Here is a 16,607-nt window from a genome sequence, read left to right as displayed (position 1 = left end):
ACGGTGCGTGCAATGCAAAACCTTACGTGATGACGGTCGGTTCGTTGCGGCCGGTATGGGCCTTGATGCCGGCGATCGTGTCGGCAACGGAAATAAGGTCGGCAAGCGCCGCCTGCGTTTCGATGCCGTGACGGGCCGCATCCGGCTCATAGCGCTCGACGTAAAGTCTGAGCGTTGCGCCCGCAGTGCCCGTGCCGGAAAGGCGCAGCACGATGCGCGAACCACCTTCGAACAGGATGCGGATACCTTGGTTCTTGCTGACGGACTGGTCGACCGGGTCGAGATAGGCGAAATCATCAGCAGCTGCGACCTTAAGATTGCCGTAGCTGGTGCCAGGAAGTGTTGCGAGTTTTTCGCGCAGGATGGCCACCAGAGTGTTTGCGGCGTCCGAATCCACTTCCTCATAATCGTGGCGGGAATAATAGTTGCGCCCATATTCGGCCCAGTGCTTGGTAACGATGTCCTTCACGCTTTCCTTGCGGGCGGCGACAATGTTCAGCCAGTAGAGCACGGCCCACAGGCCATCCTTTTCGCGCACGTGGTTGGAGCCGGTGCCGAAGCTTTCCTCACCGCAGATTGTAACCTTGCCGGCATCCATGAGATTGCCGAAAAATTTCCAGCCGGTTGGCGTCTCGTACATGCCAAGCCCAAGTTTTTCTGCGACGCGGTCGGCTGCGGCACTTGTCGGCATGGAACGGGCGATGCCGGAAATGCCGGCGGCATAACCGGGCGCGAGCCGTGCATTGGCGGCGATGATCGCCAAGCTGTCGGACGGGGTGACAAACATGCCCTTGCCGACAACCATGTTGCGGTCGCCGTCGCCATCCGACGCCGCGCCGAAATCGGGACCTTCCGGGCTCATGACATCGTCGTAAAGCTCCTTGGCGTGCACCAGGTTCGGGTCGGGGTGGTGGCCGCCGAAATCGGGCAGGGGCGTTGCGTTGCGGACCGAGCCCTTCGGCGCGCCGAGACGCTTTTCGATGATTTCCACGGCATAGGGGCCGGTGACGGCACTCATGGAATCGACGACAACCTTGAAGCCGCCGGCAATCAGGGCGCGAATGGCGGCAAAATCGAACAGTTCTTCCATCAAAGCGGCATAATCGGCGACCGGATCGATGACATCGACCGTCAGTTCATCCACCTTGAAGCTGCCCACCTTGTCGAGATCGACGTCTGCAGCGTCGGAAATCTTGTAGCTGTCGATGACCTTCGAGCGGGCATAGATCGCGTCGGTGATCTTTTCCGGCGCTGGGCCGCCATTGCCGATATTGTATTTGATGCCGAAATCTTCGGTCGGGCCACCAGGATTATGGCTGGCGGAAAGCACGATGCCGCCGAAGGCTTTGTATTTGCGGATGATATTGGAGGCGGCGGGGGTTGAGAGAATGCCGCCCTGACCGACCAGCACCTTGCCGAAGCCGGCGGCGGCCGCCATCTTGATCGCCTTCTGGATGACTTCGCGGTTGTAATAACGGCCATCGCCGCCGATCACCAGCGTCTGGCCCTGAAAGCCCTCAAGCGAGTCGAAGATCGACTGGATGAAGTTTTCGGCATAATTTTCCTGGGCGAAGACGGGCACCTTCTTGCGCAGGCCGGATGTGCCCGGCTTCTGATCCTGAAAGGGTGTCGTCTGAACGGTCTTGATCATTGTTTCAATGGCCTCTCGAAATAAGCTGGCTGTAAAGCGCGGCGTAGAGCGCAGCGCTTTTTTCCCAGGAAACATCGGATTTCATGCCGAGTTTCTGCATTTGTGTCCAAAGTTTCGGGTCGTGATAATAACGCACGGTTCGGCGGATCGCCTGTTTCAGACCGTCGAGCGTGACGGGCGAGAATTGTACACCGGTCGCCGATTTATTGGCGATGGCGGCATGGTTGGCGTCGATCACCGTATCGGCAAGGCCGCCGGTTCGGGCAACCACGGGAACGCAGCCATAACGCAGCGCGTAAAGCTGGGTAAGGCCGCAGGGCTCGAAGCGCGAGGGGATGATGATCGCATCGCAACCCGCCTGCATCAGATGCGACAGCGGCTCATTATAACCGATGGCGACACCGACGCGGCCATGGTGGCGGGATGCCGCCGCCAGTAGCGCGCCTTCCAATGCCACATCGCCGGCGCCCAGCACAACCAGACGGCCGCCGAGGGAAACGATCTCGTCCACGGCTTCCGCCATCAGATCGATGCCCTTCTGCCAGGTGAGGCGGGATATGACGCAGAAAAGCGGGCTGTCATCCTGGTCGATGCGGAAATGTTCTGCGACGGCCTTCTTGTTCAGCGCGCGGTTCTTGAGATTGGTGGCGGAATAGTTGTCGTGGATCAGATGGTCGGTGGCCGGGTTCCAGACATCGGCGTCAATGCCGTTGACGATACCGTGCAGCACATGGGCGCGGCTGCCGATCACCCCTTGCAGCCCCATGCCGAATTCCGCGGTCAGGATTTCTTCCGCATAGGATGGGCTGACCGTGCTGAGCGCGGTTGCCGTCTGCAAGCCGCCCTTGAGGAAGCTGACATCGTTATAATATTCGATGCCTTCCATGCCGAAGGCGTGGGCGGGCAATTCGAGCTTGCTGAAGATGTTGGCCCCGAACTGACCCTGAAAAGCAATGTTGTGGATGGTGAGAAGGCTCGGAATCTCCGGCGTTTCGGCATAACGCATATAGACCGGGGTCATCGCTGCCTGCCAGTCATGGGCGTGCACCATATCCGGCCGCCAGCCGGGAAGCACACCGGCGCCGATTCGTGCCGCTGCCAGCGAGAGCGCCGCAAAGCGCTTCCAGTTATCAGGATAATCCTTGCCGGTCTGGCCGAGATAGGGGCCGCCGGAACGCTCGTAATAGGCGGGCGCGTCAAGGATCAGAAGGTCTAGCCCCTCATGTTGGACTTCGAGCAGATCGGCCTTTTCGCCAAGCAGATCGGTGAACTCAAAACATTTGACGGGGTCCGTCACGGCGGCTTTCACCGCCGGATATCCGGGTATCAATGTGCGCGTTCTCACGCCATAGGCTTCGAGCGCGATGGGGAGGGCGCCGGTAACGTCGGCGAGCCCTCCGGTCTTGATCAGGGGATAAATTTCGGATGAAACCGAAAGGACATTCATGGGCTCTACAGGTCCAGCTTGTCGATCATCGATTGGGTGATAAGGCAAATGCCGTTTTCCGTGCGCCGGAAACGTTTGGCATCCAGTTCGGGGTCTTCTCCTACAATCAGTCCTTCCGGAATGACCACTCCATGGTCGATGACGACGTTGCTGAGCTGGGCGTGGCGCCCGATCTTTACACTCGGCAGTACTACGGCATTCTCAAGGCGGGAGTATGAATTGGCGCGCACGCCTGTGAACAGAAGGCTACGGTTGAGGGCGGCGCCGGAAATGATGCAATCGCCTGACACAACCGACGACACGGCAGAACCGCGGCGGTCCTCATCGTCATGCACGAATTTCGCCGGCGGAGTGATTTCCGCATAGGTCCAGATCGGCCAGGACTTGTCATAGATATCGAGGTCAGGCACCACATCCGTCAGGTCGATATTGGCCTGCCAATAGGCATCGATGGTTCCGACATCGCGCCAGTATGGTCCGTGCTCGAAATCCGAACGCACGCAGGAGTCCGCGAAACGGTGGGCGACGGCTTTGCCGTGCTGGACAATATAGGGAATGATGTCCTTGCCGAAGTCGCGGCTGGAGGTTGGGTCGGCGGCATCGCGACGCAGCGCTTCCATCAGGAATTTCGTATGGAAGACGTAGATCCCCATCGAGGCAAGCGCGAAATTCTCATTGCCGGGAATGCCGGGCGGATCGGCCGGCTTTTCGATGAAGTCGATGATCTCGTCTTTTTCGTTCACATGCATCACGCCGAAGCCCGACGCTTCCTTGCGTGGCACTTCAAGGCAACCGATCGTTACATCCGCGCCGGAATCGACATGCTGTTGCAGCATGTATTCGTAGTCCATCTTGTAAATATGGTCGCCGGCCAGAATGACCATATATTCGGGCGCATAGGGCTCGATAATGTCGATGTTCTGGTAAACGGCGTCGGCGGTGCCTTCGTACCATTGCGTTTCGGACACGCGCTGCGAGGCCGGCAGAATGTCAAAGCTTTCGTTACGCTCTGGACGGAAGAAGTCCCAGCCGCGTTGCAGGTGGCGGATGAGGGAGTGAGCCTTGTATTGCGTGGCGACGCCGATGCGGCGAATGCCGGAATTCAGCGCGTTCGAAAGTGCAAAATCGATGATGCGGGCCTTACCGCCAAAATAAACCGCTGGTTTTGCCCGGCGGTCCGTCAATTCCTTCAAACGGCTTCCTCTACCGCCCGCGAGAACATAGGCCATTGCATCACGCGCCAGGGGCTGAACTCTTTTTTCCGACATGGTTGTCCTCCCGTTCTGTCTGTCAGTTTTCCGGTTCGAGCATGATCGTTGCCAAGGGCGGCAGGACGAGCATCGCCCCTATCTCCCCACCGGCATTGACCGCCTGAACGCGTCCGCCATTTCCCTTGCCGCTGCCGCCATAAATTTCGGCATCGGTGTTGAGAATCTCCCGCCACCGCCCCGCAACAGGAAGCGGCACATAATAGTTTTCCCGGTAGACCGGGGTCAGATTGCAGATAACCGCAACCGGTTTTTCGCCGGGCGCCGAGCGCAGCCAGGCGAAGACCGAGTTTTCGTGATCATCGACCACCAGCCACTGGAAACCTTCGGGTTCGCAGTCACGTGCGTGCAGAGCGGCTTTCGAACGGTAGGTGAGGTTGAGATCGCGCACGAGGCGGCGCATACCCTCATGCATCGGATATTGGCGAAGGTTCCAGTCGAGCGATCCCTTTTCGCTCCATTCGCTCCACTGGGCGAACTCCTGCCCCATGAACAGCAGCTTCTTGCCGGGATAACCCCACATGAAGCCGTAATAGGACCGGAGATTGGCAAATTTCTGCCAGTCGTCGCCGGACATCTTGGCGATCAACGATCCCTTGCCGTGCACCACTTCGTCATGGGAAAGCGGCAGCACGAAATTTTCGGTGAAGGCATAAAGAAGGCCGAATGTCAGTTCCTGATGGTGGAACTTGCGGTGCACCGGCTCACGCGAGAAATAGCTCAGCGTGTCGTGCATGAAACCCATATTCCATTTGAAGCCGAAACCGAGGCCGCCCTCGTGAACCGGCTGCGACACTTTCGGCCAGGAGGTGGATTCTTCAGCAATGGTCATGACGCCCGGATGGGTACCGTAGACGAGCGAGTTCATCTTCTGCAGGAAGCGGACGGATTCCAGGTTCTCGCGCCCGCCATATTCGTTGGGGATCCACTCGCCTTCCTTGCGGGAATAATCCAGATAGAGCATCGAGGCGACGGCATCGACGCGCAATCCATCGAGATGGAATTTTTCGGCCCAATAAAGCGCGTTGTTGACGAGGTAGGACAATACCTCGATGCGCCCGAAATTGTAGATGGCCGTGTTCCAGTCGGGGTGAAAACCCTGGCGCGGGTCGGCATGTTCGTAAAGCGCTGTCCCGTCAAACAGGCCCAAGCCGTGCTCGTCAGTTGGAAAATGCGCAGGAACCCAGTCGAGGATCACGCCGATGCCGACCTTGTGGGCGCCGTTGACGAAGCGGGCGAAACCTTCCGGATCGCCGAAACGGGCGGTCGGGGCATAAAGCCCGGTCGTCTGGTAACCCCAGGACGGATCGTAGGGATGTTCGGTGATCGGCAGAAACTCGATATGGGTGAAGCCCATATCCGTGCAATAGGGAATGAGCTGGGTGGCCATTTCGTCCCAGCTTAGGAAGGTGCCGTCCTCGCGACGCCGCCAGGAACCGGCGTGCACCTCGTAAATGCTGATCGGCTGCCGACGCTGGTCCACTTGCGCCCAATGTTCCCGGTGGGCCTGATCTTCCCATTTCTGCGCCAGTTCCGGTGCGGTAACGGAGGCGTTCTTCGGCCGCAGTTCACCACGCCGTGCATAGGGGTCGGCCTTCAGCGGTAGAAGCTCGCCGTTTGCGCCGAGAATCTCGAATTTATAGGCGCAGCCGGCATAGACGTCAGGTGCGAAAATTTCCCAGATGCCGGTATCCTTGCGGAAACGCATCACATGCCGTCGACCATCCCAATTGTTGAAATCGCCGACGACGGAGACGCGCCGCGCATTGGGAGCCCAGACGGCGAAGTGGAAACCTTCGACGCCTTCAAGCTTGAGCGGATGAGCGCCCATCTTGTCGAACAGTCGCAGATGCGATCCCTCGCGGACGAAATAATCGTCCATCGGTCCAAGAACCGGACCAAAGCTGTAGGGGTCGGTCACTGCCCATTCCGCATCGTCGCGACAGGCGCGATAACGCACCGGCTGACGCGAGGTGAGATCGACCGGGCCTTCGAAGAAGCCCTCCGGATCGAGCTGCTTCAGTTCGCCGACGAAAGATCCGTCCAGTGTGAGGACAGATACTTCTTCAGCCCCCGGAATGAAGCACCGTGCAGAAAAACCTCCCGGCGTTTCGTGAACGCCGAGAAGTGCAAAGGGGTTGGAATGCAAACCGCTCTTGATCGCCTCGATTTCAGCCTTCGTGATTTCGCCAGTCTTTTTCTCTTCGGCCGAATTGAGCGGTTTTTTCATCAGGCTCTCCAGATATCGGCGGCGTATTGCCGGATCGTCCTGTCGGACGAGAACCAGCCCATACGCGCCGTGTTACGGACTGTTTTCGCATACCAGCTTTCCGGATCGCTCCAGATCGCATCCACCTTGCGCTGCGCTTCGGCGTAGGCGTCGAAGTCGGCCGCGACCATGAACCAGTCGCTGTTGTAAATGCCGTCGATCAGCCCGGCAAAGCGGGAGCGGTCGTCGGGTGAGAATACGCCAGAGGCGATAGATGACAGCGCCTGCGACAGTTCCACCGACTGTTCAATAATCGCGCGGGGGTTGTGGCCCTCGGCGCGCGCTTTCGACACCTCTTCCGCCGTCATGCCGAAGATGACGATGTTATCCTCGCCGACATGTTCGAGCATTTCGACGTTCGCACCATCCAGCGTACCGATGGTGAGCGCGCCGTTCAGCGCAAACTTCATGTTGCCGGTGCCCGAGGCTTCCATGCCAGCCGTCGAGATCTGTTCGGACAGATCGGCGGCCGGAACCATGATTTCCGCAAGCGAGACGTTGTAGTTCGGAATAAACACCACTTTTAGAAGCCCGCGCACGGCCGGATCGTTGTTGATGACCCGGGCAATATCGTTGGCAAGTTTTATGATCAGCTTCGCGTTGTGATAACTCGGCGCTGCCTTGCCTGCGAAGAACTTAACGCGCGGTACCCAATCCAGTTCCGGGTGAGAACGGATCTGGTCGTAAAGCGCCACCGTTTCGATAAGGTTCAGAAGCTGGCGCTTATATTCATGGATGCGCTTGATCTGGATGTCGAACATGGCCGAGGGATCGACACGGATGCCCATGCGTTGCGCCACCGTATTGGCAAGCCGCACCTTGTTCAGACGCTTCACTTCGGCAAATTTTTCGCGGAAACCGGCATCGTCGGCGAAGCGGTCGAGCGCTGTCAGCTTTTCCGCATCGTCGAGGAAATCGTCGCCGATCGCTTCCCGGATCAATCCGGTCAGGCCGGGGTTGCACTGCATCAGCCAGCGGCGCGGGGTGATGCCGTTGGTCTTGTTGTTGATGCGCTCGGGATAAAGGCTGTGCAGGTCGGCAAAGACCGTTTCCTTCATCAGTTCGGTATGAAGTGCCGAGACACCGTTGATGGAATGCGAGCCGATGAAGGCGAGATTGCCCATGCGCACGCGCCGCTCACCGTTTTCGTCGATCAGCGAGATGGACCGGATCTGCTGATCCGGCATCTTCTTTTCCTTGCGGGCGTAGACCAGCGTATTGGCATTGATCGCATAGACGATCTGCATGTGCCTCGGCAAAAGCCGCTCGAGCAGCGGGACGGGCCAGCTTTCCAGCGCTTCGGGCAAAAGCGTGTGGTTGGTGTAGGAGAAGGTGCCCTGCGTGATCTTCCAGGCTTCGTCGAATTCAAGGCCGTGGACATCGCATAGCAGGCGCATCATTTCGCAGATGGAAATGGCCGGATGCGTGTCGTTGAGCTGGATCGAAACCTTGTCGGGCAGCGAGGTGAAATCCGGATATTGCTGCAGGTGACGGCGCAGAATGTCCTGCAGGGAGGCGGAGGAGAAGAAGAACTCCTGCCGCAGACGCAATTCCTGGCCGGCCGGGGTCGCATCGGCGGGGTAGAGAACGCGCGTCAGGCTTTCAGCCTTGTTGCTTTCCCGCAGCGCGCCAATGTGGTCGCCGGCATTGAAGGCGGCAAGCAGAATGGGGTCGATAGGCTGCGCCGACCATAGGCGCAAGGTGTTGACGCGGGTGCCGCGCCAGCCGACGACAGGCGTGTCGTAAGCCATGGCAATGACGCGTTCGGCAGGTTTCCAGACGAAGCGCTGCGGCTCCTCATATCCACCGATGGTTTCCACCGATCCGCCAAAGCCGATTTCATACGAGCTTTCGCGACGTTCGAATTCCCAGGGATTGCCGTGAGCCAGCCACGTCTCCGGCAATTCCACCTGCCATCCGTCCGCCATCTGCTGGCGGAAAAGGCCGTGCACATAACGGATGCCGTAGCCATAGGCGGGAATATCGACGGTTGCCATCGATTCCATGAAACAGGCAGCGAGACGGCCAAGGCCGCCATTGCCAAGTGCCGCATCCGGTTCCAGTCCCGCAATGACATCGAGATCGACGCCGAGCGAAGAAAGCGCGTCCCTGATTTCGTGCATCAGCCCGATATTGGAGATCGCATCGCGCATCAGGCGACCGATCAGAAACTCGAGCGACAGGTAATAAACGCGCTTGGAATTGTTGGCATAGGCCTTGCGGGTGGAGGCCATCCACTTGTCGATGATGCGGTCACGGACGACGAGAATGGTCGCGGTCAGCCAGTCATGCGGCTTGGCAACTTTTACGTCCTTGCCGATACGGTAGGTGAGGCGCTCGATGATTTCCGCTGCCATGATTTCCGGGTTGGAACTGCGCGGGGCGGGACGGGGAAGATCGGCGGCGTTTAGATTATTGATCATTGGTCGGTCAGCACCTTGGTGGGAGGAGAGGGTCTGATGAGGTCGATCCGGTTTGCCTTTACTGATGCCAGTTTATGCATCGATATGGAGGCGTGGCAACAGCATTTTTTGTGGAAATTTGAACAGCTTATGGTAATGAAAAATAACACTTTTTCTTCAGCGTCCCGAGGATCGCCAAAGGCATTGCCTGCCCATTGTCCGTCATTCATGAACGGGTTTGCATGGTCGTTGCGATGCAGGGCATCGTTCAAGAAAGGGAGAGGGGCTGCAACACTTCTGAAATGGTTCACCGGTCCTGAAATCTGTTTCGGTCTATCGGATCACACACTAGCCTTCGCGGCGGAGATAATTCAATGAAAATAAACACGACGCTGCCGCAGCCGCGCCCACCGGTGGCGTCCAAACTGAAAAAAATGGCCTCGGTCGTCATGAAATGCGACGTTTACGGCAGGGAAAAAGGTTCAGTGGTCATACCGCCGGCGCGGATCGTCACCCGGGTATTTGGCGGCACCGCACACCACGGGGTGCAATCGAAGGAAAATGGTTCCGAGCTTAGCGCGATGCCCTCTTCAAGCCCGCGCCAGTAAAGCGTTGGCGGCTTGTCGTCGCTTGACCAGCGGAAGGCGTGCAGGCAATCGCCATCCATCAACACGGCGCTGAACCGCAACGCGGAAGAAACACCCGCCGCGATCATCTTTTCCAGGCAGAGGCGCAGCGCGGTGGAAATGGCCCGAACCGGGTCCGCATCAAGGCCGTGGCCGGCGGCAATCAGGAAGATGGCTTCGCTGTCGCCGGTGCCGCGCCGGGCGGAATAAATATCATCGGGTATGAGGGAATCAATGTCGCGCCTGATCTGCTCGTAGCCGCCGATCTGGCCGTTATGCATGAACAGATATTGACCATGCGCAAAGGGGTGGCAATTGGCACGGGATACTTCGCCTGATGTGGCGGAGCGGACGTGGGCCATGAACATGCCCGAGCGAAGCTGGTGGCAAAGGGCGGCCAGATTGGCGTCGGACCAGGCGGGTCTGGTGTCGCGAAAAACGCCGGGCGTTCCGCGCTCGCCATACCAGCCAAGACCGCAACCGTCGCCATTGACGACGGTTTTAGCTTCCCTTGCGGCCATGGACTGGCTGACCAGCGATGCTTCCGGCTCGATCAGAAGACTGTCGAGCCAGACCGGTTTACCGGAATAGGCAAAAAGGCGGCACATTCATGCAGCTCTGTTCAGGGCCTTGTTTCCGAGCGCGAAGCCGACAGCGGCCTGGGCGTGAATGGCGGTCGAATCGTAGCCCGGCAAAGGCAGGGCATCGGGATCGATCAGCAGGGAAATTTCGGTGCAGCCGAGAATGACGGAATCGACGCCGAGCGCACGGGCTTTCTCGATGACCGACATGTAGCGCTCGCGCGAGCACGACTTGATCTCGCCCTGGCACAATTCGCCAAAGATGATGTCGTGGATGGCGGCCCTGTCTTCCTCATCCGGCACGACCACATCGACGCCGTGGCGGCGCATGCGGTCGGTGTAGAAGCCATGTTCCATCGTGTAGCGCGTGGCGAGCAGAAGCGGCTTGCGGCGTCCATCCGCCTTCAATGCGGTGGCAGTTTCATCAATGATGTCGATGAGAGTGACGCCCGACATTTTTTCAACGGTTTCCGCAACGAGGTGCATGGTGTTGGTGCAGATCAGCACACAATCGGCACCCGCATTGGCAAGACGCGCACCCGCAGCGCCCAAAAGCGCGCCGGCCTCATCCCAGCGGTCGGCCTTCTGAAGGGCGACAACCTCGGAAAAATCGAGTGAATGCATGACGATATCGGCCGATACGAGCCCACCGCGGCTGTCACGAACGGCCTCGTTGATCATGCGATAATAGGTTGCGGTGGATTCCCAGCTCATGCCGCCGATCAGACCGATCCGTTTCATAGGCGTTCCCTTATAAAAGTTTGATTGATGACAAGAATGCCATTGCCGCAATGAAAACGGCATGCGTTTTTTCAGGGATTTAGAAGGCAGATTGCAAACTGTGGGCGTGCATTGTGCTCAGCTCGCAAATTTCTTGCGCCACTACGTTAACTGATGCATTCTGAAGCAATGATTGACGACCGTGACCGCCGAATCCTTGCGATTCTCCAGGAGAATGCAGAAACACCTCTCGCCGATATCGCGGATGAGGTGTCGTTATCGCTTTCCGCCTGTTCCCGCCGTATCACGCGTCTGCGTGCGGAAGGATATGTGACCGGCACGATGGCGCTGCTCGACCGGCGGAAAATCAACCTGCCGACCACGGTTTTCCTGCTCGTTAGAACCGGCCTGCATGCGGAGGACTGGCTGGACCGGTTCCACGCCGCCGTCAGCACGATACCGGAGATCGTCGAGGTGCACCGGCTGACCGGCAATTTCGATTATATTCTGAAACTCGTGCTGCCAAATGTCGAATATTACGACACCATCTACAAACAGATCCTCCGGCGGGTCGAGCTTTACGACATGTCCGCCTATATCTCCATGGAGACGGTCAAGCTGTCGTCTTCACTCCCGACGACGCATATCTGATCGCAATATTTGGTCTTTTTTCAGCGCCCGGCTTCAAAACGGAAACCAAAGCGGAAACTTCGGGTCTCACCCGGTTGAAGGGTAATGTCCGCTTCAAGTTGCGGCTGGTTGAAGGCGTTTGTCGGTGTTTCCACAGGTTCGAGCGCGATGGATTTTCGCCTGTCGCGGGCAAGCGTATCGCCGGTAAAGACATGCATGTGGCCGCGCTCCTGCCAAACGGTCAGGCTCGAATCATCGTTGCGGTTTTCGATCCTAGTCTCGTAAAGCCCGTTTGCGGATGGGATCAGATCGGTAAAGCAGACATCCAGCACATGGCCTGCGAGCGGCGCGGCAGAAAGAAACGCTGCATCGTCCCGTTTGAGAATGCCCGTCTCACTGTCGGTGAGTGGTATCAAATTCTCGTCCGTTTCGATCGCTGTTCGCGACGGTAGGGTGAGAAGGAGATCGTCGATGGAGGATATGCCGGGCAGACGGAAATAGGGATGCCAGCCGGCCGCGAAGGGTAAAGGCCGGTCGTCGCCATTGATGCCGCGTATATCGATGGTAACCGCATGGCCGGCAAACCGGTATTCCACCTCGATGGCGAGATGGTAGGGATAGCCCTTGAATTCGGCCGGCAATATCTCGGCACGAAAGACGATAATGTGCGCGTCGTTTTCCTCGAAAGACCGGTCGAGGGCGAAGGGCAGGGCACGGGCAAATCCGTGGAAGACAAGGCCTTCGTGGGCAAGCACCGGCTCGATACGGTGCATCTCCCCGCCAAATTTAAATTGGCCCTGAGGAATGCGATTGGAGAAGGGAGCGAGAATACCGTTTCTCACGCCGTTCTGCGACTGCAATTCCTGAAGCGACGAATAGCCGTCGACAAGGTTTTTTTCATTGCCATCGGCAAGTCGTGGCCGCCAGCTCAGAAGGGTAGCGCCCTCATAAGCGATCTCGGCGCTGAAGCCGTTTCCGGAAACGGTCAGGCTGGCAATCCCCGTGCCTGTTGCGGAAGTGGTCATCGGGAAATTGTCCTTCATGCAAGCGTCTGCGGCCGTCGGGCCGATTGCGCCGCCGATTCGCCCGATCATCTTCGCTGCGGAGACATTTCGCAATGGCTATGACGGTGGCACACCTTAATGACCTCGCGTCAGCTTGGCCTCTAAGGTGTTATTGCCCTGGCCTTGGCGCAAATCATTCCGTGAAGGTGCGTTTCGCGCCGGTGAAAAATTCCATTAGGGCGGCCTGATCCTCGCCGCCAAGTCCCGCTGCTGTCAGCATGCGGTGCACCTCGGCGCAAACCGCCGTCAGCGGCATGGCCGTGTTGGTGCGTCGAGCCAGATCCTGCGCGCCGTTCAGGTCCTTGACCATATTGTCGATGCGGCCAGTCCGGCGGTAATCCTTCGCCACGTAACGTGGCATATATTCCTGAAGGATTGCGCTGTCGGCGCGGCCGCCTTTCAGCGCCTGCGGAATTTTGGCGGCATCGACGCCGGCATCCAGCGCAAGCTGCGTTGCTTCCGCTACGGCAAGGAAGTTCAGCCCGCAAAGAACCTGATTGATGAGCTTCGTCGTCTGGCCGGCCCCGCTTGGACCCATATGGGTGTAGTTGCTGGCCACGTGCCGCAGCACGCGATGGGCATCGGCCACATCCTTTTCGGTGCCGCCGGCCATCAGGGTCAGTTGCCCGACGAGTGCCTTCGGCGCGCCGCCGGAAAGCGGGCTGTCCACCCAGCGCAGCCCTTTTTCAGCCGCATCCGCCGCCAGTTCTTTTGTCGCTTCCGGATCGATGGAGGACATGTCGATGATCAGCGTGCCGGGCCTGGCCCCCGCCGCCACGCCATCTTTGCCGAAAACGGCGGCGCGGACGATTTTCGGCGAATTGAGGCTGAGGATCACGACATCGGAGACCGAAGCCGCTTGCGCCGCCGTCTCGGCGCTATGCGCACCAAGGCTGGTCAAAGCCGCCACCTTTTCCGCGTCCAGATCGAAAACCGTCAGGTGATTGCCGGTCTCGATCAGCCGCGTACCGATCGCGCCGCCCATCGCGCCAGCGCCGATGAGGGCGATTTTGTTCTTCTCGGTCATGGTGCTCACGGTCTCCTCCCAAAGCGTCGTGGTTACGGCTTCTTTAAAGCGAGGCGGTAATGCCGCCGTCGACGTAAAGAATATGTCCGTTCACGAAAGACGAGGCATCGGACGACAGGAAAATGCAGGCGCCGACAAGCTCTTCGACCTTGCCCCAGCGGCCGGCCGGCGTGCGTTTTTCAAGCCATGCTGAAAACGTCTCGTCTGCCACCAGGGCCGCGTTGAGCGGCGTGTCGAAATAGCCCGGCGCAATGGCGTTGCACTGCAGGCCATATTTCGCCCAGTCCGTCGCCATGCCCTTCGTCAGATTGCCGACGGCGCCCTTGGTGGCGGTGTACGGCGCGATACCGGGGCGGGCAAGAGCGGTCTGGACGCTGGCGATGTTGATGATCTTGCCACGTCCACGGCTGATCATATGACGCGCGACGGCTTGCCCTGCGTGGAACACCGAGGCGATGTTTGTCTGTAACAGGCGCTCGAAGGCGTCGGCCGGAAAATCCTCCAGCGGTGTGCGGTGCTGCATGCCGGCATTGTTGACCAGAATATCGATGGGGCCGACTTCCGCCTCGAAACCGTCGATGGCCTTGCGCACCGCATCATGATCGGTGGCATCGAAGGCGAGCGTCTTGGCACCCTTGATTCCTGCGGCGGCTGCTTTCAGCTTTGCCTCGTCGCGGCCGTTCAGCACCACTTCGGCTCCCGCCTCCACCAGGCCCTGCGCCAGCGCAAAACCGATGCCCTGCGACGAGCCGGTGATCAGGGCGCGGCGGCCGGAAAGATCGAACAAATTAAGGCCCACTGTTTCCTCCAGTCTCTCGACATTGCTTTCATGCCGGTTTATGTTATCGATAACATTCATCCCTTTCAGACGTGGATGTCAAGGCTTAAACGCCTGTTTCCGGTACGCAACATGCGCGCGGGGAGGCTGCAGGGCGGCGGAGACGCGGCCGGCGGCAATGATTGGGATAGGGATTATTTTGTTGCGCCGTTTAAGGCGCGATATCGAACGGGAGATATTTATGAGAGCGATTGTCGCCCACGGGGCAAAGGATGTGCGCATCGAGGAGCGGCCGGAGGAGGCGCCGGGGGCAGGAGAAGTGCGTCTTCGTCTGGCTCGGGGCGGGATTTGCGGCAGCGATCTTCACTATTACAATCACGGCGGTTTCGGCGCGGTACGGCTTCGCGAACCAATGGTGCTGGGACATGAGGTCTCCGCCATTGTTGAGGAGCTGGGCGAGGGCGTCGAGGGGCTGAAGGTTGGCGGTCTGGTCGCGGTTTCGCCGTCCCGTCCGTGCAGGACCTGCCGCTTTTGCCAGGAAGGCCTGCACAATCAGTGCCTCAACATGCGCTTTTATGGCAGCGCCATGCCGTTTCCGCATATTCAGGGCGCTTTCCGCGAGGTTCTCATCGCGGATGCCCTGCAATGCGTTCCGGCCGACGGTTTGAGTGCCGGTGAGGCAGCTATGGCGGAACCGCTGGCGGTAACGCTGCATGCCACCCGCCGCGCCGGCGATTTGCTCGGAAAACGCGTGCTCGTCACCGGCTGCGGCCCCATCGGCATTCTCTCCATCCTGTCTGCCCGCCGTGCCGGTGCCGCTGAAATCGTCGCGACCGATCTTTCGGACTTCACGCTTGCCAAGGCGCGGGAAGCGGGCGCGGACCGCGTCATAAACAGCAAGGATGAGCCTGATGCGCTGGCGGCGTACGGCGCGAACAAGGGAACCTTCGACGTTCTCTATGAATGCTCCGGTGCCGCCGTTGCACTTGCGGGCGGGATTACGGCGTTGCGTCCGCGCGGCATCATCGTCCAGCTTGGCCTTGGTGGCGATATGAGCCTGCCGATGATGGCGATTACTGCCAAGGAACTCGATCTGCGCGGCTCTTTCCGGTTCCACGAGGAATTCGCGACGGGCGTCGAACTGATGCGCAAAGGCCTGATCGACGTCAAGCCGTTCATCACCCAGACGGTGGACCTCGATGACGCCATCTCGGCCTTCGAATTTGCCTCCGACCGCAGCCGCGCCATGAAGGTGCAGATCGCTTTTTCGTAAGCGCCTGTTGCGCACGCCGGTTTGTCGACGTCTTGATCGGCGGTGGATTAATCCCCGCCGATTTTTCACGCGCGCGCTTCCATCTACAACATGACGTCTTTGATGTTATCGATATCATTTCGTGCGTCGCGGGCCGGGAAAGTGTGCCAAAGGGCGCAGCCCTGATCCCCGGCAGACGCGGCCTCTTCTGATTTGCACATATTGACGCAGGTCAAAAAGGTGATTTGCCGCTTGCCATTTTTTGCTTTATCGAAATTTCAGAAATTACTGAAAATACAGGAAGCAAAGAAATGCCCACCAATCTTTCTCCGCTCGTTCAGTCCTTCGTGCTGCATTTCGGCGAGATGGGCAGCCGCTGGGGCATCAACCGCACGGTCGGCCAGGTCTATGCTTTGCTTTACATCTCGCCGAAGCCGCTCTGCGCGGACGACATTGTCGAGTCGCTCGGCATTTCCCGTTCCAATGTGTCGATGAGCCTGAAGGAGCTTCAGGCGTGGAACCTTGCAATTCTCAAGCATTTCCCCGGCGACCGGCGCGATTTTTTCACGACGCCGGAGGATGTGTGGCAAATTCTGCGCACCCTTGCCGAAGAGCGCAAGAAGCGCGAGATCGACCCGACACTCAGCGTGCTTCGTGAAATCCTGATGGAGAAGCCGGAAAACGAAGAGGAGCGGCATGCGCAGAAGCGCATCGATGAGATGAAAACGCTGATCGAGCAGCTCACCGGCTGGTATGACGATGTGAAGAAGCTGGAGACGGAGCGGTTGGCTTCGCTTCTGGCACTCGGCTCGAAGGTCACGAAGCTTCTGGAGGCCAAGGACAAGATCGTCTCTCTTGCCAGACCCCGTGCCAAGAAGGACAGGTGAGGAGA

At 58.9% G+C, this 16,607-nt stretch carries 13 protein-coding genes; 3 read left to right on the top strand and 10 right to left on the bottom strand.

All coding sequences use genetic code 11. The annotated features are described in order from the left end of the window. Positions 1-22 precede the first annotated feature (22 nt). From F617_RS0120575 to F617_RS0120540, 7 genes are all read right to left on the bottom strand, one after another. Positions 23-1,651 (bottom strand): alpha-D-glucose phosphate-specific phosphoglucomutase, encoded by a 1,629-nt coding sequence (locus F617_RS0120575; RefSeq protein WP_004431805.1) that lies wholly within the window; start codon positions 1,649-1,651, stop codon positions 23-25. A gap of 4 nt (positions 1,652-1,655) precedes the next feature. Further along, positions 1,656-3,098, bottom strand: a complete 1,443-nt coding sequence (gene glgA / locus F617_RS0120570; protein WP_004431807.1) for a glycogen synthase GlgA — start codon at positions 3,096-3,098, stop codon at positions 1,656-1,658. A 5-nt stretch (positions 3,099-3,103) separates the two neighbouring features. Further along, positions 3,104-4,366, bottom strand: a complete 1,263-nt coding sequence (gene glgC / locus F617_RS0120565) for a glucose-1-phosphate adenylyltransferase (RefSeq protein ID WP_004431809.1) — start codon at positions 4,364-4,366, stop codon at positions 3,104-3,106. Positions 4,367-4,388: 22 nt separating this feature from the next. Next, positions 4,389-6,596, bottom strand: coding sequence for a 1,4-alpha-glucan branching protein GlgB (glgB, locus tag F617_RS0120560; protein ID WP_019566535.1), 2,208 nt, complete (start codon positions 6,594-6,596; stop codon positions 4,389-4,391). Next, complete coding sequence (locus F617_RS0120555; protein ID WP_004431815.1) at positions 6,596-9,058, bottom strand: glycogen/starch/alpha-glucan phosphorylase; 2,463 nt, start codon at positions 9,056-9,058, stop codon at positions 6,596-6,598. The genes glgB and F617_RS0120555 overlap by 1 nt, the downstream gene beginning before the upstream one ends. A 442-nt stretch (positions 9,059-9,500) precedes the next feature. Further along, positions 9,501-10,271 carry a class II glutamine amidotransferase gene (locus F617_RS0120545; protein WP_004431819.1) on the bottom strand — a complete coding sequence of 257 codons (771 nt, stop codon included), beginning with the start codon at positions 10,269-10,271 and terminating at the stop codon, positions 9,501-9,503. Beyond that, positions 10,272-10,985 (bottom strand): aspartate/glutamate racemase family protein, encoded by a 714-nt coding sequence (locus F617_RS0120540; protein ID WP_013762076.1) that lies wholly within the window; start codon positions 10,983-10,985, stop codon positions 10,272-10,274. Positions 10,986-11,153: 168 nt separating this feature from the next. Between F617_RS0120540 and F617_RS0120535 the strand changes: the two genes are divergently transcribed. After that, a complete protein-coding gene (locus F617_RS0120535) occupies positions 11,154-11,615 on the top strand; it encodes an Lrp/AsnC family transcriptional regulator (protein WP_003498392.1) in 462 nt (153 codons plus the stop codon). 20 nt (positions 11,616-11,635) lie between these two features. Here the strand turns inward: F617_RS0120535 and F617_RS0120530 are convergent, their stop codons facing one another. From F617_RS0120530 to F617_RS0120515, 3 genes are all read right to left on the bottom strand, one after another. After that, positions 11,636-12,637, bottom strand: coding sequence for an aldose epimerase (locus tag F617_RS0120530; protein ID WP_019566532.1), 1,002 nt, complete (start codon positions 12,635-12,637; stop codon positions 11,636-11,638). A 154-nt stretch (positions 12,638-12,791) separates the two neighbouring features. Next, complete coding sequence (locus F617_RS0120520) at positions 12,792-13,685, bottom strand: NAD(P)-dependent oxidoreductase (protein ID WP_004431829.1); 894 nt, start codon at positions 13,683-13,685, stop codon at positions 12,792-12,794. A gap of 43 nt (positions 13,686-13,728) precedes the next feature. Continuing rightward, entirely contained in the window at positions 13,729-14,484 is a 756-nt protein-coding gene (locus F617_RS0120515) for an SDR family oxidoreductase (RefSeq protein WP_025595224.1), read from the bottom strand. Positions 14,485-14,704: 220 nt separating this feature from the next. On the opposite strand from F617_RS0120515, the gene F617_RS0120510 reads away from it, so the two are divergent. Then, a complete protein-coding gene (locus F617_RS0120510) occupies positions 14,705-15,736 on the top strand; it encodes an L-idonate 5-dehydrogenase (RefSeq protein WP_004431840.1) in 1,032 nt (343 codons plus the stop codon). 290 nt (positions 15,737-16,026) lie between these two features. Beyond that, positions 16,027-16,602 (top strand): GbsR/MarR family transcriptional regulator, encoded by a 576-nt coding sequence (locus tag F617_RS0120505; protein ID WP_013762080.1) that lies wholly within the window; start codon positions 16,027-16,029, stop codon positions 16,600-16,602. Positions 16,603-16,607 lie beyond the last annotated feature (5 nt).

It is taken from the genome of Agrobacterium sp. 10MFCol1.1 (genome assembly GCF_000381165.1).
GTDB lineage: Bacteria > Pseudomonadota > Alphaproteobacteria > Rhizobiales > Rhizobiaceae > Agrobacterium > Agrobacterium tumefaciens.
Note: the sequence above shows the minus strand (reverse complement) of the source record. Positions and strands in the feature narration are given on the sequence as shown.